The following is a 23,139-nucleotide window of genomic DNA, read 5'->3' as shown; positions in this document are numbered from 1 at the left end:
GTTTACGTTACCGCGTCGGTGATCGGTTCGACCGCGAAGTAGGCCACGAACAGGATCGCGACCACCCACATCAACGGGTGAATCTTCTTGATACCACCGCTCGCAGCATTGAGCACGACCCACGACACGAATCCGACGCCGATGCCGTTGGCGATGGAGTACGTGAACGGCATGACGGCGATCGTGAGGAACGCAGGCAGTGCGATCGAGAACCGGGTGAAGTCGATGTCGCGGACCTGGCCGATCATCATCGCGCCCACCACGACGAGGGCCGGTGCGGCCGCTTCGATCGGCACCACCGAGTACAGCGGGGTCAGGAACATCGCGGCCAGGAACAGCAGTCCCGTCACCACATTCGCGAGTCCGGTGCGGGCCCCTTCGGCGATACCCGAGGCGGATTCCACGAAGACGGTGTTGGACGACGCCGACGCCCCGCCACCGACGATGGCACCGGTGCCCTCGACGACGAGTGCGCGTCCGACGTTGGGCAGGTTGCCGTCCTCGTCGGTGAGTCCGGCCTCCTTGCCGAGTCCGGTCATCGTGCCCATGGCGTCGAAGAAGTTGGCGAGCACGAGCGTGAACACCAGCAGGCTGGCCGCGAGTACGCCGATGCGGGTGAAGGCCCCGAAGATGCTGACGTCGCCGACGAGGCTGAGGTCCGGAAGTTCCACCAGCACATCGGGAGCTGTGGGGACGCTGAGGTTCCATCCGTGCGGGTTCACCCCCAGCGACGGCCCCACCCCGGCGACGGCCTCGATGATCGCGGCCAGCACGGTGGTGACGACGATGCCGATCAGCAGTCCGCCGCGCACCTTGCGCACCACCAGGACACCCATCAGCAGCACGCCGAACACGAACGTCACGGTCGGCCACGAGGAGATCGATCCGTTGATGCCCAGACCCACGGGGACCGTGGTGCCCGCGGCGTCCGGGATGCGCCGCACGAAACCGGCGTCGACGAGGCCGATGAACGCGATGAACATGCCGATACCGGCGGCGATGGCGGATTTGAGCTCGGCCGGAATGGCATTGAAGACGGCCGTCCGGAAACCGGTGAGCGCCAACACGACGATGATGATGCCGTCGATCACGACGAGGCCCATCGCCTCGGGCCAGGTGACCTGCGGGGCGATCGTGACGGCGAGGAGGCTGTTGATTCCGAGGCCCGCCGCGATCGCGAACGGGTAGTTGGCGACGATGCCGAACACGATGCTCATCAGCCCGGCCACCAGGGCGGTGACGGCGGCCACCTCGTTGACGGGGAGGATGTTGCCGAGGACGTCGGTCTTCGCGACGGCGTCTTCGGCGGAGAAACTGCCGAGGATCAGCGGGTTGAGGACCACGATGTACGCCATCGCGACGAAGGTCACGACGCCGCCGCGGATCTCCGTGCCTACCGTCGAACCACGCTCGGTGATCTTGAAATAGTTGTCGAGCAGTTTCGGAGCACCCATAGTTCTCAATCCCCATCGCCATCGTTCGCGCGTCGCCCTTGGAGATTAGGGCACCGCGGCGAGGGTAGCGTTCGTTTGGTGAACCCCGCCGCAGACCGTCCCCCGCTCACCCAGCGCCTGGCCGACCCGCGACCTGCGCTGATACTGGGAACCCTCGCGTGGGCGGTCGCGATGGTCGTGGTGATCGTCACGGGCGACCGGTGGTCGGATGCGCTGCCGACGTGTATAGCGGGGGTCGTCGTCGGATTCCTCGGCTACGCATTGTTCGCGGCGCAGCGCCGGGCGGCGCGGCGCGGCAGTCGCGGGGCACAGCAGGGACTGCTCTAGTGGCACAGCAGGGACTGCTCTAATGACGCAGCAGGGACTGCTCTAGCTCGAGGTCCTGGCGCGGCGGGGCAGGGTGCGGGTCAGCAGGATCCAGAAGGCCGCCCACAGGAAGCCGAATGCCCACCCGGCGAGGACGTCGGTCATCCAGTGCGCGGCGAGGTAGACGCGGGAGAGCCCGACCGCCAGTGTGTACAGGATCAGCAGGACGAGCATCGCGATCCGCGGGCGCCGTACCAGCACGATCCGCAGGGTCACGGCGACGAGCACGGTCGCGAGGATCGCCGTCATCATCGCGTGCCCCGACGGGAACGAGAACGACGAGATCTCGACGAGCCGATCCGGGAGCGGGGGCCGCTGCCTCTCGAACAGGTGCTTGAGCGTCGTCATCACGGCCAGTCCCGACAGCATCGCACCGGCCACCAGCACGGCCTCGCGGCGGCTGCCCTGCAGCAGCAGGGTGATCGTCAGGACGATCGACACGATCCAGGCCGCGACCGTTCCCCCGCTGTTCGTGATGACCGTGACGACGTCGATCAGCCACGGTGTGCGGTCGTCGACCGCACTGTCGAGGATGCTCTGGTCAATCGACACCGGCGCCCCACGTGCCGTCGGCCCACGACTCGGAGCAGTGGGTGGCCCCGGTGTCGTCCACCCACCACGGGACGGCGATCTCGCTGTCCACGCCCCCGGTCAGTTTCACCGTGAGCCGGTGATGGACGACGACGGGTCCGTGGGGCAGCTCCCGGCCGAGGGTCGCGAAAGCGAGAACGGCGGCGGGTTCACGATCCCACGAGGAATCGCGGCCGGTGCTGGTCACGGCACCGCGGATGGCGGTGGAGGCGACGGCGACGTCCAGCAGATCGGCGAGCGCGGCGGCGGTGCGCAGGTCCCCGACCACCAGACGGTCGCGGGGCGCGGCGGCGGCGAGCCACGGGGCGTCCAGCACCAGGGCGTCGCCGGGGTCGACGAGGGCGCCGGTGAGACCGCGCACGTAGTCGGGCAGGTGGATTTCCTCGAGGTCGAGGAGGTGCGCGGCGGCGGCGAGCAGGCTGTGGGCCCGCGCGATCACCGCAGACGTCGGGTGGCGCTCGGGGTCGGCCAGTCGGTCCAGCAGCAGCTGGGCGAGTTCGGGCGAGTCGACCGTCGCCGGCGCCAGTGCGGCGGCGAACGCGGAGGAATCCGGGTGGTCGACCGGGTCGAGCAGTCCGGCGAACGTCTCGTCCTCGGGGTCGCGGAGCAGACCCAGCACCTGACCGTCGAGCTCGGCGTTGTGGCGCAGCCACCAGGCGGTGTACCCGGCGCGGTCGGCAAGCAGCGGACGCGTGGCCGGGTCCCGCGCGAGCATGGTCAGCGCCTCGGCCCAGCGTTCCTCGTCGACGAGGTCCAGGTCGCGCACTGCCCCGATCTCCTCGGGATCGTCGTCGAGCGTGTCCCACCAGAGGTCTTCGTCGTCGAGGTCGTGATCGGGGCCGGTGGGAAGTTCGGCGCGCAGCACGGTGAAGCCCCAGCCGACGCCCACGGCCCGGAGGGCGTCCTCCCCCACCCGCTCGGCGAACGACGCGTCGACGCTCGCGAACGGCGAGTCGTCCACCAGGACGCCGGCGAGAGGCGCACCGGGCAACAGCAATTCGTCCGCGCCGCGCAACTCCCCGTCGACGTCCGGGAGCGGCAGCTGCCCGAGCCAGGACGGCAGGGTGCCGGGGTCGGCGCGCCCGGCGAGGGCGAGCACCGCGGTCGACAGTTCCTCGGCGGCCGCGGCGTCGTCGGGGTCGAGGTCCTCGATCTCGGCGCGCAGCGCCGGGTCGGACAGGAGGTCGACCGCCGTGGCGGTCTTCGCGCCGAGCCTCGACAACAGGGGATGCGTCGCGTCCGGGTGGACGAGCCGCGTCCAGTCGACCCCGAGCACACCGTCGATGTCGTGGCCCAGCAACACCGTTCGCGGACCGGTGACCGTGCGCCCGTCGGACAGCGGAACCGGGATCGACGCCAGCTCCTCGGCTGCGAGGGCGTCCACGGCCAGGGGCTCGAGCGCCGCGTACAGGCGCCGCCACCAGGACGGGTCGCGGTCGGTGCCGGTGAGAAGTTCGGTGAGGCGGGCCAGACCGAGGCGGTGGGCGTCGACTGCCGCCAGCGCCGGCGCCCAGCGCGGACCGGACAGATCCGGGACGACGAGGCCGTCGACGATGTCCGCGAGGAGTTCGGCGAGTTCGTCGGTGAGGCCGGGGACCACCGACGCCCGGTTGGGCGCCCTGTCCTTGCCGTCGACGGTCGGCAGCCAGGGCTGCTCCCGGAGTTCGGCGACGAGATGGTCGCGCAACGCGGAGTCCACCTCGCTGCGGGCGAAGGCGGGGACGGGGACCAGCGACAGCCGCTGGTCGGGCGGCAGTGTGGCCACGAAGCCGGCGTAACCGGTCGCCGGCTCGGCGATCGACGCGCCGGGCAGGATGCGTCTGCGGTCGGGCTGCATGGCGACGTCCGCGACCAGGATCGCGGGGATCGACAGCTCCTCGTCCGACCGTGTCGGGGCCCGCAGCACGTCCTCGCTGACCGGGGCGACGACGCCGTCGCGGACCGGAACGAGCCAGCGGGCCCGGCCGGACTCGTACTGCCACCAGCGGTCCTCGCCGATCGCGACCTCGGTCGCCCCGGAATCGAGCGGTCGTTCGCGGCGGCGGAACTGCTTGTCGCCCACGGTGATCGAGACGAGCGCCGGCAGTTCGAGCAACAGGTCGGGAGCCTCGCGGGCCATGTAGGCCAGCAGCGATTCGGCGTCGATGTCCTCGCGCAGCGTCAGCACGACTTCAGAAGCGGCGCCCGCGACGGGACGGTTCTCGGTGGGCCACGCCAACCGGAGGACCGGCACACCCCCGCCGGGGTCGGCGCCGTCGAGGTCCTGCAGCGCGGTCCTGGTGCGCTCGGCGGAGAACAACACCGAACCGGACGTCGACCGCAGTTCGATCTCGTCGGCCACCGACAGCACCGCCGTGAATCCGACGCCGTAGCGGCCGACGGTCGTGCCGGACTTGTTCGACGCCCGCAACGCGACCAGCGCCTGGACCCCCGGCTCGTCCAGCGGCGTACCCGTGTTGGCCACGCGCAGAACACGTCCGTCGAGATGCACGGACAGCTCGCCGGGCACCTCGGCGCGGGCGGCGGCGTCGGCGGCGTTCTGCGCCAGTTCGGTGAGGAGCCGGTCGCGGTAGCCGGCGCGGGCCAGGTCCGATTCGGCCGCGGCATCCTCGCGCAGACGCGTCGGGGACGTGCGCCACGCGAGGAGAGTCGATTCCCTCAGCGCGGCGGTGCCGAACGGATCGGCTAGCTGGTCGATGCGGATTCCTCGGCCGCAGTGGCCTCGACAGCAGCATCGGCCTGAGGCTCTGCCGGGGTGTCACTCTCGACCCGAGCCTTCTCGGCCATCTCGACCATCTCGACGGCACCGTCGTCGTACGCGTCGAATTGCGGCGAACCGGCTCCCGACGGCAACAGCGTGTCGGAGTGGGCCCCGCACCCGTAGGTGGCATCGACCACGTGCCCGTCGGCGGCCATCTCGTTGCCGCACACACCGAACGACGCGTGCAGTGAGCCGGCGAGCGGTAGGTAGAAGCCGCACAACCCGCACGTCGACGGCGCAGCCTTGGCCATCTCGGAGTCGGGACCGTAATCGCCGTCGTGCCAGCGCTGGGCCGCATCCACGCGACCTTCGAGACTCATCGCCTGCTTGCGCCCCAGCCCGAGTTCGAGGGCGACCTCGTCGATCTCGGGGTCGCCGGTCGCCACGTAACCAGGAACGAGGCGGGGATCACCGGCAGGCGGGGCCAGCAGATCGCCCGCGGACAGGTCGCCGGGGCGAATGCGCTGATCCCACGGAATCCAGTCGGGGGCGACCAGCGCGTCGGGTCCCGGCAGGAGGGCGAGTTCGCTGACGGTGGCACGGTCCGATTCGGGATCGGCGGCCACCACCACCGCCCACTGCCAGCCGCGGTAGCCCGGAAGGTCCGCAACGAAACGGTGAGTCGCGGCGCACGCGTCCTCGGACGTGACGCCCAGATAGTCGCCGACTCCCCCTTCCTGCAGTTCGACCAGTGCAGTTCGGGCGAGCTCGACGGCGTCGGTCAGTACGGGACGCGCCACTGCGCGCTCGTCGGAAGAAGCAACACTCACACCACCAGTTTGCCGCACCACCGCAAGTGCTTGCCCACCTGGGCTGTCATGCTGGTCCGATGACCGGCCGGAGACACCTTCTCCCAGCCCTGCTCGCGGTGGCCTGGGCGGTCGCCGGTTGCTCCCCGCAGAGTCCGGCGGCGGCGGGCGCGTCGGGCGCGGACCTTCACGTGGAGATACTCCGGACCCTCGACCACGACCCGAATGCGTTCACCCAGGGGCTCGAAATCGACGGCGCCGAGTTGCTCGAGAGCACCGGCCGGTCCGGCGAATCCTGGGTGCAGGCCACCGACCTCACCGGCGGCGTCGTCCGCGCCCGGGCCGAGCTACCGCCACCCCTGTTCGGGGAGGGCATCACGGTGAGCGGCGACACCGTCTGGCAGCTCACGTGGCGTGACGGCGTGGCCGTCGCCCGGGATCGCGCGACCCTCACCGAACAGCGGCGAGTTCCGTTCGACGGCGAGGGCTGGGGAATCTGCGCGTTGCCCGGTGCCCTAGTCACGAGCGACGGCTCCCCCACGCTCACGTTCCGCGACCCGGTCACGTTCGAATCCCGCCGCACCGTGCAGGCGGTCCGGGACGGAAATCCGGTGACCCGCCTCAACGAACTCGAGTGCGCGGACGACGGCGCGATCTACGCGAACGTCTGGACCACCGATTCCCTCGTCCGCATCGATCCCGCGGACGGCCGGGTCACCGCGCAGATCGACGCCTCGGCGCTTCGCGATGCGCTCCCGCCCGGCCCGCGGGCGGTCGACGTCCTCAACGGGATCGCTCAGATCCCGGGGACCGACCGCTTCCTCGTCACCGGAAAGTACTGGCCGCGCATGTTCGAGGTGCGGTTCGTTTCCTGACAGGCCGATGTGACCAGCATTGGCCGGGGTTGCTGTGGTCGCATGTCTCCCGACTAGGACAGAATTAGGGAGTGACCGGACCGCGCGAACCCCACGAGCCTGACGGCGGTCGGGCTCCCGACGAGAATTCCGGGCCCCCCGTCCATCCGGGCTACGACAAATATCCGCCGGCAGCCCGCTCGGGAGGTCGGCGCACGCCGCTCCCTCCCCTCCACCCCGTCGGCGGCGGGCAGCGTCCCCGCTCCGACGAGGAGCGGGCGGACGCCCCCAAGGCACCGCCGATGCCCCGCAAGCTCACCGTCACCCGGGTGGCGGCGATGCGCAGCCGGGAACTCACCAACAAGGGCATCGCGACGTTCCACCGCGCGGCCAAGGCGGACGGTGCCGACAAGTCGGGGCTGACCGCGCTCACCTACGCCGTGATGGCCAACAACGCGACCGACGCGGCCATCGCCGTCGCGCTGGCGAACACCCTGTTCTTCTCGGCGGCGACGGGCGAGGACAAGACGAAGGTCGCGCTGTACCTGCTGATCACCATCGCCCCGTTCGCCGTCATCGCACCGCTGATCGGTCCGATGCTCGATCGCCTCCAGCACGGCCGCCGGGTCGCGCTGGCCACGTCGTTCGGACTCCGGACCATCCTGGCGATCGTCCTCGTCTTCAACTTCGACAGCTGGGTGCTGTATCCGGCGGCGCTCGGGATGATGGTGCTCAGCAAGTCGTTCTCGGTGCTCAAGAGTGCGGTCACGCCACGGGTGCTGCCACCGGAGATCGACCTCGTGCGCGTCAACTCCCGCCTCACCGTGTTCGGACTCCTCGGCGGAACCATCGGTGCCGGCGCCCTCGCGGGTGGTCTCGCCATGGCCACCGGATCCGTCGGAGCGCTGTGGCTGGCGGCCGTCATCACCGCCCTCGGCGCCTACCTCAGCATGCGGATCCCGTCGTGGGTCGAAGTCACCGAGGGCGAGGTCCCCGCAACGCTCACCTATCACGGCGACGAGCACCCCACCGAGGTCATCGGCCGTACCCGGGTGATGCAGCCCGAAGCGCCTGCCACCGCGAAGACCGGTAAACGACGGCAGCCGCTGGGCCGCGCGGTCATCACCGGATTGTGGGGCAACAGCACCATCCGCGTGCTCACCGGATTCCTCACGCTGTACATCGCGTTCGTCGCGAAATCGAGGACCGACCACGAGCCGCTGGTGCAGGCCGCGATGCTCGGGCTGGTCGGCGCCGCCGCCGGCATCGGCAACTTCGCGGGCAACGCCGCCGGAGCCCGGATCAAACTCGGCCGCCCCGCCCTCATCGTGCTGCGCTGCACGGGTGCCGTGTGGATCATCGCCGTCCTCGCCGCGATCACCGACAATCTCCTCACCGCCGCCCTGGCCACCCTCGTCGCGTCCGCCGCCAGCGCCCTGGCCAAGGTGTCGCTGGACGCGTCGCTGCAGCACGACCTCCCCGAGGAGTCCATCGCGTCCGGATTCGGCAGATCCGAGACGGTTCTGCAGCTGAGCTGGGTCGTGGGCGGCGCGCTGGGCGTACTGCTGCCCACCGAATACTGGATCGGGTTCTCCGTGGTCTCCGCCGTCATGACCATCGGGCTCGCCCAGACCGTGCTCACGTACCGCGGCAGCACCCTCCTGCCCGGACTCGGCGGCAAACGCCCCGACCTCGCCGAACAAGAAGTGACCGAGCACCACTCGACCCACCGGGTCGACCGATCGACAGGAAATGTGACGTAAGTGAGAATGCAGGCGCGAACCAAGAAGATCCTGGCACTGATCGTGGTGGGCCTGATGGTGGTCCTGGTGGCCTTCGTCGGCGTCCTGTACACGCTCGTCCGCAACTCCTCGCCCCGCCTGCCCGAGATCACCGCGTTCGCGCACGACCGGACCCAGCAGGTCCCCCCGCTGGCGTACTGCAACCTGTACCTCGAGGACTGCTCAACCGGCGAGATCGCGGAACTCGACGTGCCCCCCGGCTCCCCCCTGCAGCTGTCGTTGCCGCAGGAGATCGTCGACGCACCGTGGCGCATGCTCGTCGTGTACCAGGACGCGTCGGGCCAGGTCGTCGTGCAGCAGCAGGCTCACCGCGCCGGTGAGACCCGCGCCGTGACGGTGCCGTCGTCGGAGGACCTCCAGCTGGCCGGCATCGAGATCCAGCTGCCGTCCGCGGTCGTCGACGAGCAGGGGCTCACGCAGGCGCGGGCCGCCTGGTCGATCAAGACCGCCTGAGCCGGCAGCAGCCCACACGAAAGGGCCCCCGCAGCAGTTCAGTGCGCGGGGGCCCTCGTCGTCGGCTGTCGAATCAGCTGTCGAGTTCGCGCGCGACCGCGCGGACCACCTCGGAGATGCGCTGAGCCGTCTTACGGTCCGGGTACTTACCCTTGCGCAGGTCGGGCTGGACCTTCGCCTCGAGCAGCGTGATCATGTCCTCGACCATGCCGTGGAGTTCGTCCGGCGTGTGCTTCTTTGCCGACGGCTCCTTGCGGGCACCGTTCTGGCGCAGCGACGGCGCCGGGTCGAGCACCTTCAGGCTCAGAGCCTGCGGTCCGCGCCGACCGGCGGCCATGCCGAACTCGACGCGCTGACCGGCCTTGAGGCCCTCGACGCCCTCGGGAAGAGCGGACGAACGCACATAGACGTCCTCCCCCTCCTCCTGCGACAGAAAGCCGAAGCCCTTTTCGACGTCGTACCATTTCACCTTGCCGGTCGGCACCGCGTTCACCCGCTCATCACTTGGAGTGCAGTTGGTTGCACTTGGTATGCAAAACAGCGCGCCCCACCTCTGGTGCGGGACGCGCAGTGCCCACAGTCTACCTTGGAGCGACCCCCTCCAGCATCCGGGTTTCCAGGCACTATCGTTGCTGGTGTGGCCCACGAATCGACTCCTTCGAGCACTCCTCACACCCCCCGGGGGCGAGACGGACTCCTCCGCGTCGCACTCGCCCTCTTCGCGATCGGTTTCGTCGCGATCGTGGCGATCTTCCTGACCCCGGTGCTCTCCGATTCCCGACCCGGCCTCGTTCTCTATCTCATCGCCCTGGCGTGCCCGATCGGATTCCTCCTCGGAATCGGCGCGGCGCTGCGGCAGGGCAGACGCTCCCGCTGACCCACCCGACCACCGATGCATTCCCGACCACCGAGGGGACGATTATGAGAATCCTGCTCAACATCATCTGGCTGATCTTCGGCGGTCTGTGGCTGGCGCTGGGGTACTTCGTCGCCGGAATCCTCTGCTGCATCCTGATCATCACGATCCCGTTCGGCATCGCGTCGTTCCGGGTGGGCGTCTACGCGCTGTGGCCGTTCGGGAAGACGGTGGTCGACAAGCCGACGGCCGGTGTCGCCTCGCTGATCGGCAACGTGATCTGGTTCATCATCGCAGGTCTGTGGCTCGCGATCGGGCACGTCGTCACCGCGATCGCCATGGCGATCACGATCATCGGGATCCCGCTCGCGGTCGCGAATCTCAAGATGATTCCCATCTCGCTCATGCCCCTCGGCAAGGACATCGTCGACGCTCCGTAACGCTGTGAGCTTCCTCACATAACGGTCGGGTAACGGAAGGGCAACAGCTCGGCGATACGCGTGTCTCGTCCCCGCTAGCTGGGAAGAGTCTCTGCGCGTTCAATGAGGCCCCGCAACGGGCGAAGACACACCGCGTTATCAAATGGTGACACTGCGGCCTCCGACCGTTACCGTCGTCACCGGTCGAGGAAACATCGGCCACATCCGGCCCGCCGCGCCAAGCCTCGTCCCGCGGGTACCGGAGTCCCGACGAAGCATTCCAGGGACGAGGACGGGGGACCCAAAAGTCCTCCAGGGAACGCAAGTTCCCGGAAGGACACCGGTCCGAACGCGCCTCGCGCACTCGGACCTTGGGGTGAAGCCAGACCCTCTCCAGCCAGGAGAGGCGAGGCCGGGCGACCTCTCAGCCCGAACCCGACAGCTGACCTCGCAGGCGCGTGTGGAGAGGATCTCGACAACTATGAGCGGACGCCATCGCAAGCCCACCACCACCGGCCGCACCGTCGCCAAGGTCGCCGTCACCGGCGCCATCATGGGCGTCGCCGGCGTAGCCTTCTCGGGCACCGCGAACGCGGCACCCGACTCCGACTGGGACCGCCTCGCGCAGTGCGAGTCCGGCGGAAACTGGGGCATCAACACCGGAAACGGCTTCCAGGGTGGACTCCAGTTCTCCCCGAGCACCTGGAACGCACACGGTGGAACCCAGTACGCGGCCACCGCCAACCAGGCCACGCGTGAACAGCAGATCGTCGTCGCCGAGAAGGTCCTCGACTCCCAGGGCTGGGGCGCATGGCCCTCCTGCTCCTCGAGCCTCGGCCTGAGCAGCGCCCCCACCCAGCGCACCGCGCCCGCCGTCGTGCCCGAGACCCCCGCGGCGCCGGCACTCCCCGACCTCACGGGCGGCGTCCCCAGCACCAACGGCACCTCGCAGTACGCCGGTGTCGTCGACAGCGCGATCGAGGCCGCCAAGGCTCAGGGCATCGCGATCGATCCCCAGATCCTGCAGCTCATCGACGCCAACAAGGGACTGCTCCCGCACTGATCCCCCACACCTCACAGAAGAGGGGCCCTGCACCGATCCGGTGCAGGGCCCCTCTTCTGTCGCTGGGTCAGCGGTTGATCACCGTGTGCGGATGCGCGTACGGCAACGACTCCGCGGGCAGCGGGAACTCGGTGTCCTCGCCGAACGGGGAGAGACCGCCCGCGCGGGTCGACGACAGTTCGGTCACGGCGTGATCTCCGTCGGCGGTTTCGGGCCACCCTGGATCCACGTACTGCTTCTTCGAATTGTTAGCCACGGTGCCATTTTGACAGGAGCGTTCGGCGACGTACAGCCCAGGTCTCTAATCTGATAGTCGATGACCGACACCGACGACACCACCGCGAGCACCAACGGCACCGCAGCCTCCCCCCGTGGCGCCGCGACCCTCGCGGACTGGCTGGCCGCGCGCAGCGACGCCGAACTGACGGATCTGCTGCGCAGGCGCCCCGATCTGGCGGTCCCGCCGCCGGCCACGATCGTCGTACTCGCCGGCCGCGCCGAACAGCGGGCGTCGGTGGCCCGCGCAGCCGACAACCTCACGTCCCTGGACTTCGGCATCCTCGAACTCCTGGCCCTCGAACGCGCCGACGAGGTCGCGGTTCCCCGGGCCGCCCTCCAGGACGCGGTGGGGTCGCGGGCGACGAAGAAGGCGGTCGACGCCACTCTCGACGGCCTGCGGTCCGTGGCCCTGGTCTGGGGTGGCAAGACATCGCTGCGTATCGTCCCTGCCGTGACCGCCACCATTCCGTGGCGAGTCGGGCGTGGCGCCGAACCCGTCGAGACCCTCGACGAGTCCGCGATCGTCGCCGCACTGGATGGTCTGCCGACCGTCGAGCGGGACATCCTCGAGACGCTGTCGAAGTCCAGTTCCATCGGCCGGACCCGGGACGCCGCGCCGGGAACGTCACCCGACCGTCCCGTCCAGCGACTCCTCGCCGCCGGCCTGCTGCGCTGGATCGACGACGAGACCGTCGAATTGCCGTACCAGGTGCGGCAGGCCCTGCGCGGGGAGGCCGTCTTCGACCCCACGTCGCTGTCCCCACCGGCCGTGACGGCACGCAAACACAAACCCGCCGACATCAACGCCGCAGCGGCGGGCGAGGCGCTCGAACTGGTGCGCCACTGCGAGGACGTCGTCAAGGCCCTCGGCGAGGTCCCGGCTCCCGCGCTGCGGGCGGGCGGACTCGGCGTCCGGGAACTGCGGCGGATCGCCAAGATGTCCGGCGTCGACGAGAACCGGCTGAGCCTGCTCGTCGAACTGCTGTCGGCCGCGGGACTGATCGCGAGCGGCACCCCGGACCCCGTGCCGACTGCGGACAGCGGCGAGAACTACTGGGCGCCGACCACCGCGGTCGACAACTGGCTGACCGCCTCCGTCGCCCGGCGGTGGCACGTGCTGGCCGCGGCGTGGCTGGAACTCCCGCGGATGGCGTGGTTCATCGGCATGCGCGATGCCAACGACAAACCGGTGGCCGCACTGTCCGAGGAGGTCCGCGCGCCATCGGCGCCGCGTGACCGGCAGGCGATCCTCGGACTCCTGGCGGAACTGGGCGCAGGACACTCTGCCGACCCCGCGGAGGTCAGCCGCCTGCTGGCCTGGCGACGCCCCCGCTGGGGCGCCCGGCTTCGGGTCCATGCGGTCGAGCGGACCCTCGACGAGGCGGCGACGCTCGGACTCGTCGCCCGCGGCGCCCTCAGCTCCCCCGGCCGGGCGCTACTCCACGGCGGTGACGCCGAGGCCGAGATGCACGCGTCGCTGCCCGAACCCGTCGACCACGTCCTCGTGCAGGCCGACCTCACCGTCGTCGCACCCGGACCCCTCACCCCCGAACTGCTCGAACAGATCGTGCTCGTCGCGGACATCGAATCCGCCGGGGCGGCATCGATGTACCGGATCAGCGAGGACAGCATCCGGCGCGCCCTCGACGTCGGCATGACGGCAGCGGAACTGCACAGCCTGTTCGCCACCCGGTCGCGCACACCCGTTCCGCAGTCGCTGTCGTATCTGATCGACGACGTCGCGAGGCGGCACGGGCGGCTCCGCGCCGGGGTCGCCGCGTCGTTCGTCCGGTGCGAGGATCCGACGCTGCTGGCGGAGGTCCTGGCGTCGCCGGTGGCCGCCTCGCTGGCTCTGCGCGCCCTGGCGCCGACGGTCGCGGTGTCGCAGGCGCCGCTGCGGGAAGTATTGAACGAATTGCGGACCGCCGGTTTCGCGCCCGCGGGTGAGGATTCGTCCGGTGCCCTCGTCGACCTGCGTCCCCGTGGCGCACGGGTCGTGAGCCGGCGCAAAGCCCCTGCCCGCATCCCCGCCGTCGCCACGGACGCCCAACTCGACGCCGTCGTCCGGACCCTCCGGGCCGGCGATCTGGCGGCGTCGGCCCGCGGTTCGGGCGGCATCCGGTCCGACGGGTCGCGGGCCAGCAGCGCCGCGACCATCGCCCTGCTCAACGCCGCGGCGCGGGAACGCACGAGCGTGACCATCGGTTATGTCGACGCGCAGGGTGTGGCGTCGCACCGCATCGTCGATCCCGTCAGCGTCGGCGGCGGCCAGCTCGACGCGTTCGACCCGGCGAGCGGCGCGGTCCGGCGGTTCACCCTCCACCGCATCACGTCCGTCGCCCGCGTCAACTGAGCCCGTGAGTACTTGTCAACCGCGGGCGGTTAACAAGTACTCACGGCTCAGATAACGATTCCGCGCAAACGCCCAGGAATTTCGGGGCGACCAATACCGTGATGCTGGTATGTACCTGGCCGGGGACGACTTACCAGGAGGCAGAACCATGGGTGTCACAGCATCGAAGCGGTCACATGGCTGGTTGCGAGGCGTCGTCCGGCTGATGGTCGCCGTGGTGCTTCTGCCGCTGGCGTTCGTCCTCGTCGGCGGCGGAACGGCGTCCGCGGACCCGTACAGCCGCCTGCGCGAGCACTGGGTCGATGCACCCGGCGGGGTCGGGCAGATCAAGGTGCGCATGTGGCTTGCGAACAACGGGAGCAACAAGGCGCTCTATCTGCTCGACGGCCTCCGCGCGACCGACGACGTCAGCGGGTGGGAACACGAGACCAACGCCGCGTGGCTGTCCGATCACGGGATCACCGTCGTCGAGCCGGTCGGCGGGCAGTCCAGCTTCTACACCGACTGGTACGCGCCCAGTAACACCAATGGTCAGCCGTACACCTACAAGTGGGAGTCGTTCCTCACCCAGAACCTGCCGGACTTCCTCGCGAACAATTACGGCATCAGCCGCACCAGCAACGCCATCGCCGGACTCTCGATGGGCGGCAACGCGGCCCTGATCCTCGCCGCCTACCACCGCGACCAGTTCACGTTCGCCGGGTCGATGTCCGGGTACCTGAACCTGTCGGCTCCGGGCATGCGCGAGGCGATCCGGTTGGCGATGCTCGACGCCGGCGGCTACAACGCCGACTGCATGTGGGGACCGCCGTGGGATCCGGCCTGGCTGCGCAACGACCCGTTCGTCGCGGCGCCGCTCATGCGTGGGCTGCCGATGTGGGTCTCCGCGGGCAGTGGCCTCCCCGGCCCGCACGATCAGCCGCAGAACGCCATCGACGTGTTCAACACCGGCACCGGCATGGGGCTCGAGGCCATCGCGCTGGCCCAGAACCGCGCCTTCCAGGTGCGGCTCGACACCCTCGGAATCCCCGCGCACTACGACTTTCCGGCGACGGGAACCCACAGCTGGGGCTACTGGCAGGACCAGCTGTGGGCGATGCTCCCGATGATGAAGGCGTCGATCGGCGCCTGAGCGGGATGTTCGACCGGTCGCGCTGCCCCCGGGGGTCGGGGGTGGCACTAACATCGCCGAGATGAACAGTCACCGGATCACCCTGGGAGCCGTCAACCTCGAGGCCGAGGACCCTGCCGCGCTCGCGGCGTTCTGGGCCGGTGTCACCGGTGCCACGCCGCTGCCGGGCGGCGACAGCGTCTACCTGCCACCGGCCGACCCGACCGGGTTCGCGATGTTCTTCCAGCCGCTCACCGGCGCCCGCCCCGACCGTCAAGCCATGCACCTGGACCTCACCGTTCCGTGGGGTTCACGGCAACGCGAGGTCGAGCGGCTCCTCACTCTCGGTGCCACGCATCGATGGGACGTTCTGGACGAGCACCCCCACGTGCAGTGGACGACGCTGGCCGACCCGGAGGGCAATCTCTTCTGTGTGGCGGAACATCCCCCTGTGAGTACTTCTTAACGTCCCGCGGTTAATAAGTACTCACGGGTGCTAGCCACCCAGGTTGACCTCGATGCAATAGGTGCGTTCGGGTTCGGAGAAGGCGATGGGGAATGCGGTGTCGAATTCGTTGCAGAGGGATTCGTCGTTCTTCCCGTCCGCGCGCTCGAGAACCTTGACGGTCTGGGCCTCGGTGCAGTCCGAGGGCAGGATCCGGCCGTCGTCCTCGAGCAGGTAGCAGGAGTTCTCGATCATGTTCGGGATGAGGCAGAGCGTGGTCTGGACGTCCTGGTTGTCGCCGACGAGCGTGTAGGAGAAGTAGTCCTCCGCGCACTGGACGTCGCCGTCGTTCTTCTGCGCCACCTCGTACGTGGCTTCGGCGTCGGAGCAGTCGCGCTTCTCGTGGGAGGTGTCGGCGGCGGTCGTGGATGCGGACTCGAAGAACAGGCAGTCGCCGACGTCGAGAGTGTTCTTGTCCGCGCTTTTCAGGGCGAACACCCCGAACGCGGCGACGGCGGCGATGATCACCAGGACTGCGACACCCAGGGCGATGAACAGGCCCTTGCGCGATTTCTTCGGCGGCGGCGGATTCTGGCCGGGCGGGTACTGCCCGTACTGGCCCTGCTGGCCCTGCTGGCCCGGCTGCCCGTACTGACCCTGCTGCCCGTACTGACCCTGCTGCCCGTATTGGCCCGGCGGGTACTGTCCGGGTTGCTGAGCGTACTGCCCCTGCGAGTACGGCTGTTGCGGATACTGACCCTGCGGATACGGCTGCTGGGGGTTGTTCGGCGGCTCGCCGGGGACGTTCGGATCGGGACGGCGGGGGTCCTCGGGGGGCTGGGTCATCGCGAGCCTCGTCTCTGCATCGATCCATCCGGGCTGATCCTCAATTTAGGCCCTCGACCGCCCCGGATGTGCCGGTATCGGACCCGCTCGGGGACGGCGACGTGGCGCGGCACCGCTGGGATCAGGACAATGGACAGGCTGGCTACATCCGGCACCGCATTTTCGAGGAGGCTTCCGTGACCGACGGACCGTTGATCGTCCAATCCGACAAGACCCTGCTGTTGGAGGTCGATCACGAGCGGGCGAACGATGCCCGCCAGGCGATCGCGCCGTTCGCGGAACTGGAGCGCGCGCCCGAACACGTCCACACGTATCGGATCACCCCACTGGCCCTGTGGAATGCGCGCGCCGCCGGACACGACGCCGAGCAGGTGGTCGATGCGCTGGTCAACTTCTCCCGGTACGCAGTGCCGCAGCCGTTGCTGGTCGACATCGTCGACACGATGGCCCGGTACGGGCGACTGCAGCTGGTGAAGAATCCCGCCCACGGTCTGACACTCGTCAGCCTCGACCGCGCGGTGCTGACCGAGGTGACCCGGCACAAGAAGATCGCGCCGATGCTCGGGGCCCGCGTCGACGACGACACGGTGGTCGTCCACCCGAGTGAGCGAGGCAGACTCAAGCAGCTGCTGCTGAAGGTCGGCTGGCCGGCGGAGGATCTCGCCGGGTACGTCGACGGCGAGGCCCACCCCATCGATCTGGATTTCGACGGCACCTCCCCGGGGTCCGCGGACGGCCACTGGCACCTGCGCGACTACCAGGAGATGGCGGCCGACTCGTTCTGGGCCGGTGGGTCGGGGGTGGTCGTCCTGCCCTGCGGCGCCGGCAAGACGATGGTCGGCGCGGCGGCGATGGCCAAGGCGAAGGCCACCACGCTGATCCTGGTGACGAACACGGTGGCCGGCAGGCAGTGGAAGCGTGAGCTGATCGCGCGCACGTCGCTCACCGAGGAGGAGATCGGCGAGTACTCCGGCGAACGCAAGGAGATCCGTCCCGTCACGATCGCCACGTATCAGGTGATCACCCGGCGGACCAAGGGTGAGTACAAGCATCTCGAGCTGTTCGATTCCCGCGACTGGGGTCTGGTGATCTACGACGAGGTGCACCTGCTGCCCGCGCCGGTGTTCCGGATGACCGCCGACCTGCAGTCCCGGCGGCGCCTCGGCCTCACCGCCACCCTGGTGCGCGAGGACGGCCGCGAGGGCGACGTGTTCTCCCTGATCGGGCCCAAGCGGTACGACGCTCCGTGGAAGGACATCGAGGCGCAGGGGTGGATCGCCCCCGCCGACTGCGTCGAGGTGCGGGTGACGCTGACCGACGCCGAACGCATGGCCTACGCCGTCGCCGAACCCGACGAACGCTACAAGCTGTGTTCTACCGCCCACACCAAGATCGCGGTGGTGAAGTCGATCCTGGAGCGGCACACCGATGCACCGACGCTGATCATCGGCGCGTACCTCGATCAGCTCGACGAACTCGGTGAGGCGTTGAACGCCCCGGTCATCAAGGGGTCGACCAAGAACAAGGAGCGGGAGGATCTGTTCGACCGTTTCCGGGCGGGCGAAATCCAGACCCTGGTGGTCAGCAAGGTCGCGAACTTTTCGATCGACCTTCCGGAAGCATCTGTCGCCGTTCAGGTTTCGGGCACGTTCGGTTCCCGCCAGGAGGAGGCTCAACGACTGGGCCGCCTGCTGCGGCCCAAGCACGACGGCGGCCAGGCCCACTTCTACTCGGTGGTGGCGCGCGACACCCTCGACGCCGAGTACGCCGCGCACCGGCAGCGCTTCCTCGCCGAGCAGGGGTACGCCTACCGGATCACCGACGCCGACGACCTGCTGGGCCCGCCCATCGGGTGACCGCCCGGGCACCCGGACCGACGCTCTAAGCTGGGCCCGTGCGACATTTCGAGTTCACCGTCGACCGGCCCTACGCGAAGTCCGTCAACCAGACGTTCGCCGACATGCGACGCCTGCAGGTGTCGGCGATCGTGGTGGCGCTGCTGTTCGCGGCGGCCGCGGTCGGTCTGATCCTGCTCGGCCACCCCTGGTCGATCATCCTCGGCGTCGTCGTGGCGATCGCCGCGCTCACGTCGGTGTGGGTGGCGTTCTGGGTGCCGAAGAAGGTCGGCAGCATCGAGGACCTGTACGCGAAGAGCCCCCTGGTGCCGGCGGTCGTCTCGGAGGTGCACCCCCGCGCGATCACGCTGCTGTCGCTGATCGACGTCGCGAAGCCCGGCACGGGCCGGGCGTCGTATGCGCTCGTCACCCGCAACATCCCGATCCGCACCGGTCAGAAACAGAACGTCGGCGACCGGGTGCCGTCCGTCGCCCTGCTCAACGACCGCAGCACCCACAGCCTCGCTGCCACGTGGGAGATGGTCAGTCCGATGCCGATCGCGTGGGGCACCCGCGACGCGAACGTCCGCGCCCGCGCGGAGGCCGCCATCGACCAGGTCGAGTGGGATTTCCTGGAGAACCGGATCGCCGACTCCGAGCACATCCGCACCAGCCCCGACCAGCGGGTTGCCGTGTCCGAGCACGACCTTCCGGAGAGCCTGCGCTGACCGGCCGCTAGCCGGGCCACCCGTCGGCCGGTTGCCGTGGGTCGCCGGCGAGAAGGGCGGCCGTCCACGAATCGCGCCGGACGCCGCGTTGCACGAGCCCGGAGCGCTGGACTCCTTCGAAGCGGAAACCGACCCTGCGGGCGACTGCCGCGGAGTCGTCGTTGCCGACGAAGGCGCGCCATTCGATGCGTTCGAGTCCCATGCCGTCCGGCCGGAATGCGAAATCGCACACCAGGTTCACCGCCGTTGTCATGAATCCCCGCGAGCGGGCGGCGGGTGCGAGCCAGTACCCGATCTCGGCTGCCGTCATGTCGCGTGACATCAGGCCGATCATCCCGAGCACGGGTCCGTTCTCGCGTTCGCGCAGCGCCCAGGTGGGACTGCGGTCGGCCCAACCGGACGGCACCGTGTGCCGGACGAACTGCTCGGCGTCCGAGCGGGCATAGGGGGCGGGCATCGTCGTCCACTCGGCGATCGACGGGTCGCTGCACGCCGCGCAGATCGCATCGACGTCGGTGACCACCGGCGGACTGAGCCACAGGGTGTCGGCGGCGAGGGTGACGACGAACATGCCCGCCACTCTATGCCCGGAGCCATCCGGCCATTACTGCAGCGCGGGCAGGACTTCCTTCTCGAAGAGTTCGATGCCCGATGTGTCGTAGGCGGCCTCGGGGAAGTAGAAGATGCCGTAGGACATCCCCTGGTCCTTCAGCGCCGACAGTTTCTCGACGATCTGTTCCGGCGTTCCGACTCCGGGCATTCCGCGGAATGCGCCGAGTGCACCCTCGGCGGCGTCGGCGCCGACGTGCGGGGTGAGCCGCTCCTTCAGGGTGAGCAGCCGCTTCTCGACCTCCGCCTCGGTGGTGCCGATCGCGACGTTGTAGTTGGCCGAGCGGACGATGCCGTCGAAGTCGGTGCCGACGGTGTCGCAGTGTTTCCGCAGAATCTCGGATTTCAGCGCGAATCCCTCGGGGGTACCGTCGAAGTTGGTGTACTGCGCGTACTTTGCCGCGATCTTCAGTGTCACCTTCTCGCCGCCGCCGGCGATCCACAGCGGAATTCCGCCGTCCTGCACCGGAAGTGGCCGGACGATGGCGCCGTCGACCTGGTAGTGCTTGCCTTCGAGGGTGGCGGTGCCGTCGGTCCAGGCCTGGCGCATGATCTGCACACCCTCGTCGAGACGCCCGAGACGCGTACCGGCGGAGGGGAATCCGTATCCGTACGCCCGCCACTCGTGCTCGTACCAGCCGCCGCCGATACCCATGTCGACGCGGCCTCCGGAGATGAGGTCGGTGGTGGCGGCGACCTTTGCAAGATAGGCGGGGTTGCGGTAGCTCATCGCCGTACACATCTGGCCGAGACGCACCCGCGAGGTGACGGCCGCGAACGCGGACATGAGGGTCCACGCCTCGTGCGTGGCCTCCTCCGTCGGTGCGGGAACGGTGTGGAAGTGGTCGTAGACCCACAGCGAATCCCACGCGGAACCCTGGTCGGCGCGCAACGCGAAGTCGCGCATCACCGACCATTGATCCGCGGGATCGATTCCGACGAGATCCAGACGCCAACCTTGAGGAACGAACAATCCGAAGCGCATGAAACGAATGTACCTATGCTTCCTGTTTTTCGAGCGGTGGGGAATCCGGCGACGGCGTGGCGGCCGGTGGCCACGGCGAATAGACCGGGATGAACCGGAACAGGATCGCGGCGCCGAGCAGCGCCGCTCCCCCGACGGCGGCGACGGCCGCCCCCAGCGGGACGACCGCGGCGAGCGCGCCGACCCCGAACGGTCCCGCGAACATACCGGTGTCGTGGGTGAGCCGCCACGCGGCGAGGAATTCGGCGCGGGTCGCGGGTGGGGCGATGTCGGCGCCGAGCGTCATGATGACGCCGTTGCCGAGCCCGTTGCCGATGCCCATCACCACCGCGACCACACCGATCGACAGCAGGTCGTGGGAGAAGGGCAGCGCCAGATACGACACGCCGATCACCAGCAGCGACGGCACCGCGATGAACCGGCGGCCGTATCGGTCCATGAAATGTCCGGCGGGGTACGAGCACAGCAGGTCGACGGCCGCGCCGGCGCCGAAGACGAGGCTGACCTGCGCGGCATCCAGTCCGAGGTGGGCCGCCCACAGCGGCAGCACCGCCTCCCGGGACGCGCGGGCCGCACCCATGAGCAGCGAACCGCCGCCGAGTGTGGCCAGCAGCTTCCGGTGCCGGCGCAGGATCGACGGCAATGTGGCGTGCGGGCTCGCGGTGGCGCTCCGGCGCGGCGGGTCGGGGACCCTCGACATCAGCCATCCGGACAGCACGACGCCGACGAGCTGCACCAGGAACCCGCCGCGGGCACCGACCACGAGGATCACGGCGGCGCCGAGCAGTGGTCCCACGAAGAAGCCGAGCCGCCACATCGCCGCGAACGACGACATCGCCCGGGCCCGCAAGCCGATCGGCACGGCGTCGGCCAGGTAGCTCTGGCGGGCCAGCCCCCACACGGCGTTGGCGAGCCCCGTCAGCAGTGCGCCCACACCCAGCATCCACGGTGTCTGCGCGAGCAGGCAGACCAGCACCCCGACCGCGCCGACCGTACTGCCCCCGATGATGGACCGCCGCTCCCCGAACCTGGCGACGATCCGGCCCGCGGGCAGGTCACCGAGGACGGCGCCCAGCCCGACGACCGCGACGATCAACCCGGACACGGCCACGGACGCGCCGAGTTCGCGGGCCGTCAGCGCCATGACCGGGGCGGCGGCGCCCTGGCCGATGCCGAAGATCGCGGCAGGAACGAAGACGGTGGTGACGAGCGGTTTCAGGCCGGTCTCGCCGCTCATGCGCTCGCTTCGTCGGCCGCGTCCACGAACCGGTTGCCGACGTCTTCGAGGCCGTAGTGGCCGCGAAGCGTCGTCGCGGTGTAGTCGGTGCGGAACAGTCCACGCTGCTGCAGGATCGGGACGACACGGTCGACGAAATCGTCCAGGCCACCCGGCAGGTACGGCGGCATGATGTTGAATCCGTCCGCCGCGCCCTGCTCGAACCACGTCTGCAGTTCGTCCGCCACCTGTTCCGGAGTTCCGGCGAACGTGCGGTGTCCGCGCCCGCCGCCGAGCAGTCCGATCAGTTGCCGCACGGTGAGTGAGCCGTCCGCCGCGAGATCCTTCACCAGTTGGTAGCGGCTCTTGTTGCCCTGGATCTCGTCGAGTGGCGGGAGCGGGGGCAGGGGCGCGTCGAGGGAGTGCTTCGTGAGGTCGACGCCGAGCATCGTGGACAGCTGGCGCAGCGAGTACTCGGGCGAGATCAGGTCGGTGAACGACTGCTCGAGTGCCTCCGCCTCCTCCTTCGTGTCCGCGATGAACGGCACGATGCCGGGCAGGACCTTCAGTTCACTCGCGTTGCGGCCGTTCTTGACGACGCGCGCCTTGAGGTCGCGGTAGAAGTCCTGCCCCTGCTGCAGGGTGCGCTGCGCGGTGAAGACCGCCTCGGCGTAGCGTGCGGCGAACTCCTTGCCGCTCTCGGACGATCCGGCCTGCACCAGCAGCGGCCGCCCCTGGGCGGACCGCGGCGAGTTGAGCGGTCCCCTGACCCGGAACCGCGGTCCGTCGTGGTCGATCGTGTGGACCTTCGCGGGGTCGGCGAAGGTGCCGGTCTCCGCATCGAGCACCACCGCCCCGTCTTCCCAGCTGTCCCACAACGCGAGGGTGACGTCCACGAATTCCTCTGCGCGCTCGTACCGTCCGCTGTGCGCGGGGATGCCGTCGACGCCGAAGTTGGCCGCCTCGTCCGCGCCGGCCGACGTCACGATGTTCCACCCCGCGCGGCCGCCACTGATGTGGTCGAGCGAGGTGAACTTGCGCGCCAGGGTGTACGGGTCGGAGTAGCTCGTCGACGCCGTGGCGATCAGCCCCACCCGTTCGGTGGCGACGGCGATCGCCGACAGCAGCGTGACGGGTTCGAAGATCGACTGGGTGTTGTGCGCGATCCGCGGTCCGACGGCGAGGCCGTCGGCGAAGAACACCGAATCGAGCTTGCCCCGCTCCGCGATCCGGCCGAGTTCCTGGAAGTGCGCGACGTCCAGTACGCGGTGGGCTTCGGTGCGGGGGTGCCGCCACGCCGCCTCGTGATGTCCCACCCCCATGAGGAAGGCGTTGAGGTGGAACTGGGAATTCTGTGACATGTG

At 69.3% G+C, this 23,139-nt stretch carries 24 protein-coding genes and 1 riboswitch; of the genes, 13 read left to right on the top strand and 11 right to left on the bottom strand.

Features of this window, described 5'->3' with window-relative positions:
* Window positions 1–2: 2 nt before the first annotated feature.
* Window positions 3–1,454 (bottom strand): NCS2 family permease, encoded by a 1,452-nt coding sequence (locus ACFTWF_RS06180; protein ID WP_185725510.1) that lies wholly within the window; start codon window positions 1,452–1,454, stop codon window positions 3–5.
* A gap of 78 nt (window positions 1,455–1,532) precedes the next feature.
* Here ACFTWF_RS06180 and ACFTWF_RS06175 point away from each other — a divergent pair, with 78 nt between their 5' ends.
* On the top strand, window positions 1,533–1,781 hold the full coding sequence (locus ACFTWF_RS06175) for a DUF2530 domain-containing protein (protein WP_378460385.1): 249 nt from the start codon (window positions 1,533–1,535) through the stop codon (window positions 1,779–1,781).
* A 42-nt stretch (window positions 1,782–1,823) separates the two neighbouring features.
* Here ACFTWF_RS06175 and ACFTWF_RS06170 read toward each other — a convergent pair whose 3' ends face one another.
* The gene (locus ACFTWF_RS06170; protein ID WP_378460384.1) at window positions 1,824–2,372 is read right to left on the bottom strand and encodes a phosphatase PAP2 family protein; all 549 of its coding nucleotides are present in this window, start codon (window positions 2,370–2,372) and stop codon (window positions 1,824–1,826) included.
* On the bottom strand, window positions 2,362–4,920 hold the full coding sequence (locus ACFTWF_RS06165) for an ATP-binding protein (protein WP_378460383.1): 2,559 nt from the start codon (window positions 4,918–4,920) through the stop codon (window positions 2,362–2,364). Before ACFTWF_RS06165 ends, ACFTWF_RS06170 begins: the two co-directional genes overlap by 11 nt.
* Between ACFTWF_RS06165 and ACFTWF_RS06160 the strand changes: the two genes are divergently transcribed.
* Window positions 4,897–5,100 carry a hypothetical protein gene (locus ACFTWF_RS06160; protein WP_378460382.1) on the top strand — a complete coding sequence of 68 codons (204 nt, stop codon included), beginning with the start codon at window positions 4,897–4,899 and terminating at the stop codon, window positions 5,098–5,100. The genes ACFTWF_RS06165 and ACFTWF_RS06160 overlap by 24 nt on opposite strands.
* On the opposite strand, the gene ACFTWF_RS06155 is transcribed toward ACFTWF_RS06160, so the two are convergent.
* Window positions 5,097–5,963, bottom strand: coding sequence for a DUF3027 domain-containing protein (locus tag ACFTWF_RS06155; RefSeq protein WP_378460381.1), 867 nt, complete (start codon window positions 5,961–5,963; stop codon window positions 5,097–5,099). The two genes, ACFTWF_RS06160 and ACFTWF_RS06155, sit on opposite strands and share 4 nt — an antisense overlap.
* A 38-nt stretch (window positions 5,964–6,001) precedes the next feature.
* Between ACFTWF_RS06155 and ACFTWF_RS06150 the strand changes: the two genes are divergently transcribed.
* The 3 genes from ACFTWF_RS06150 (at window position 6,002) to ACFTWF_RS06140 (ending at window position 9,030) form a co-directional block, all read left to right on the top strand.
* Complete coding sequence (locus tag ACFTWF_RS06150; protein ID WP_378460380.1) at window positions 6,002–6,796, top strand: glutaminyl-peptide cyclotransferase; 795 nt, start codon at window positions 6,002–6,004, stop codon at window positions 6,794–6,796.
* A gap of 71 nt (window positions 6,797–6,867) precedes the next feature.
* Window positions 6,868–8,538: an MFS transporter gene (locus ACFTWF_RS06145; RefSeq protein WP_378460379.1), complete on the top strand. Its 1,671-nt coding sequence runs from the start codon at window positions 6,868–6,870 to the stop codon at window positions 8,536–8,538.
* A gap of 6 nt (window positions 8,539–8,544) precedes the next feature.
* A complete protein-coding gene (locus tag ACFTWF_RS06140) occupies window positions 8,545–9,030 on the top strand; it encodes a DUF2771 domain-containing protein (RefSeq protein WP_378460378.1) in 486 nt (161 codons plus the stop codon).
* A 73-nt stretch (window positions 9,031–9,103) separates the two neighbouring features.
* On the opposite strand, the gene ACFTWF_RS06135 is transcribed toward ACFTWF_RS06140, so the two are convergent.
* On the bottom strand, window positions 9,104–9,514 hold the full coding sequence (locus tag ACFTWF_RS06135) for a cold-shock protein (protein WP_087557839.1): 411 nt from the start codon (window positions 9,512–9,514) through the stop codon (window positions 9,104–9,106).
* A 153-nt stretch (window positions 9,515–9,667) separates the two neighbouring features.
* Here ACFTWF_RS06135 and ACFTWF_RS06130 point away from each other — a divergent pair, with 153 nt between their 5' ends.
* From ACFTWF_RS06130 to ACFTWF_RS06120, 3 genes are all read left to right on the top strand, one after another.
* Window positions 9,668–9,907: a hypothetical protein gene (locus ACFTWF_RS06130; protein WP_185725518.1), complete on the top strand. Its 240-nt coding sequence runs from the start codon at window positions 9,668–9,670 to the stop codon at window positions 9,905–9,907.
* A gap of 44 nt (window positions 9,908–9,951) precedes the next feature.
* Window positions 9,952–10,326 (top strand): YccF domain-containing protein, encoded by a 375-nt coding sequence (locus ACFTWF_RS06125; RefSeq protein ID WP_185725519.1) that lies wholly within the window; start codon window positions 9,952–9,954, stop codon window positions 10,324–10,326.
* Window positions 10,327–10,563: 237 nt separating this feature from the next.
* A riboswitch (cyclic di-AMP (ydaO/yuaA leader) is annotated at window positions 10,564–10,778 on the top strand.
* Between the two features lie 8 nt (window positions 10,779–10,786).
* A complete protein-coding gene (locus ACFTWF_RS06120) occupies window positions 10,787–11,368 on the top strand; it encodes a transglycosylase family protein (protein WP_378460377.1) in 582 nt (193 codons plus the stop codon).
* A gap of 67 nt (window positions 11,369–11,435) precedes the next feature.
* Here the strand turns inward: ACFTWF_RS06120 and ACFTWF_RS06115 are convergent, their stop codons facing one another.
* Window positions 11,436–11,624: a hypothetical protein gene (locus ACFTWF_RS06115; RefSeq protein ID WP_015888783.1), complete on the bottom strand. Its 189-nt coding sequence runs from the start codon at window positions 11,622–11,624 to the stop codon at window positions 11,436–11,438.
* A 60-nt stretch (window positions 11,625–11,684) separates the two neighbouring features.
* Between ACFTWF_RS06115 and ACFTWF_RS06110 the strand changes: the two genes are divergently transcribed.
* The 3 genes from ACFTWF_RS06110 (at window position 11,685) to ACFTWF_RS06100 (ending at window position 15,577) form a co-directional block, all read left to right on the top strand.
* Complete coding sequence (locus ACFTWF_RS06110; RefSeq protein ID WP_378460376.1) at window positions 11,685–14,000, top strand: helicase-associated domain-containing protein; 2,316 nt, start codon at window positions 11,685–11,687, stop codon at window positions 13,998–14,000.
* A 148-nt stretch (window positions 14,001–14,148) separates the two neighbouring features.
* Window positions 14,149–15,132 (top strand): alpha/beta hydrolase, encoded by a 984-nt coding sequence (locus ACFTWF_RS06105; protein ID WP_378460375.1) that lies wholly within the window; start codon window positions 14,149–14,151, stop codon window positions 15,130–15,132.
* A 61-nt stretch (window positions 15,133–15,193) separates the two neighbouring features.
* Entirely contained in the window at window positions 15,194–15,577 is a 384-nt protein-coding gene (locus ACFTWF_RS06100; protein WP_378460374.1) for a VOC family protein, read from the top strand.
* A 30-nt stretch (window positions 15,578–15,607) separates the two neighbouring features.
* On the opposite strand, the gene ACFTWF_RS06095 is transcribed toward ACFTWF_RS06100, so the two are convergent.
* Complete coding sequence (locus ACFTWF_RS06095) at window positions 15,608–16,402, bottom strand: hypothetical protein (protein ID WP_378460373.1); 795 nt, start codon at window positions 16,400–16,402, stop codon at window positions 15,608–15,610.
* A 176-nt stretch (window positions 16,403–16,578) separates the two neighbouring features.
* Here ACFTWF_RS06095 and ACFTWF_RS06090 point away from each other — a divergent pair, with 176 nt between their 5' ends.
* Entirely contained in the window at window positions 16,579–18,258 is a 1,680-nt protein-coding gene (locus tag ACFTWF_RS06090) for a DNA repair helicase XPB (protein WP_378460372.1), read from the top strand.
* 38 nt (window positions 18,259–18,296) lie between these two features.
* Window positions 18,297–18,965: a DUF3239 domain-containing protein gene (locus ACFTWF_RS06085; protein ID WP_378460371.1), complete on the top strand. Its 669-nt coding sequence runs from the start codon at window positions 18,297–18,299 to the stop codon at window positions 18,963–18,965.
* Window positions 18,966–18,972: 7 nt separating this feature from the next.
* On the opposite strand, the gene ACFTWF_RS06080 is transcribed toward ACFTWF_RS06085, so the two are convergent.
* Genes ACFTWF_RS06080 through ACFTWF_RS06065 form a run of 4 tightly spaced genes read right to left on the bottom strand, consistent with a single transcriptional unit; the run spans window position 18,973 to window position 23,136 of the window.
* Complete coding sequence (locus ACFTWF_RS06080) at window positions 18,973–19,536, bottom strand: GNAT family N-acetyltransferase (protein ID WP_378460370.1); 564 nt, start codon at window positions 19,534–19,536, stop codon at window positions 18,973–18,975.
* Between the two features lie 33 nt (window positions 19,537–19,569).
* The gene (locus ACFTWF_RS06075) at window positions 19,570–20,559 is read right to left on the bottom strand and encodes an LLM class F420-dependent oxidoreductase (protein ID WP_378460369.1); all 990 of its coding nucleotides are present in this window, start codon (window positions 20,557–20,559) and stop codon (window positions 19,570–19,572) included.
* A 13-nt stretch (window positions 20,560–20,572) separates the two neighbouring features.
* A complete protein-coding gene (locus ACFTWF_RS06070; RefSeq protein WP_378460368.1) occupies window positions 20,573–21,796 on the bottom strand; it encodes an MFS transporter in 1,224 nt (407 codons plus the stop codon).
* The gene (locus ACFTWF_RS06065) at window positions 21,793–23,136 is read right to left on the bottom strand and encodes an LLM class flavin-dependent oxidoreductase (RefSeq protein WP_378460367.1); all 1,344 of its coding nucleotides are present in this window, start codon (window positions 23,134–23,136) and stop codon (window positions 21,793–21,795) included. Before ACFTWF_RS06065 ends, ACFTWF_RS06070 begins: the two co-directional genes overlap by 4 nt.
* Between the last annotated feature and the right edge of the window lie 3 nt (window positions 23,137–23,139).

The sequence above is a fragment of the Rhodococcus sp. NPDC056960 genome (genome assembly GCF_042674125.1).
In the GTDB taxonomy this organism is placed as follows: Bacteria; Actinomycetota; Actinomycetes; order Mycobacteriales; family Mycobacteriaceae; genus Rhodococcus_F.
The sequence above is the reverse complement of the archived record's forward strand: the minus strand, read 5'-3'. Positions and strand labels throughout refer to the sequence as shown.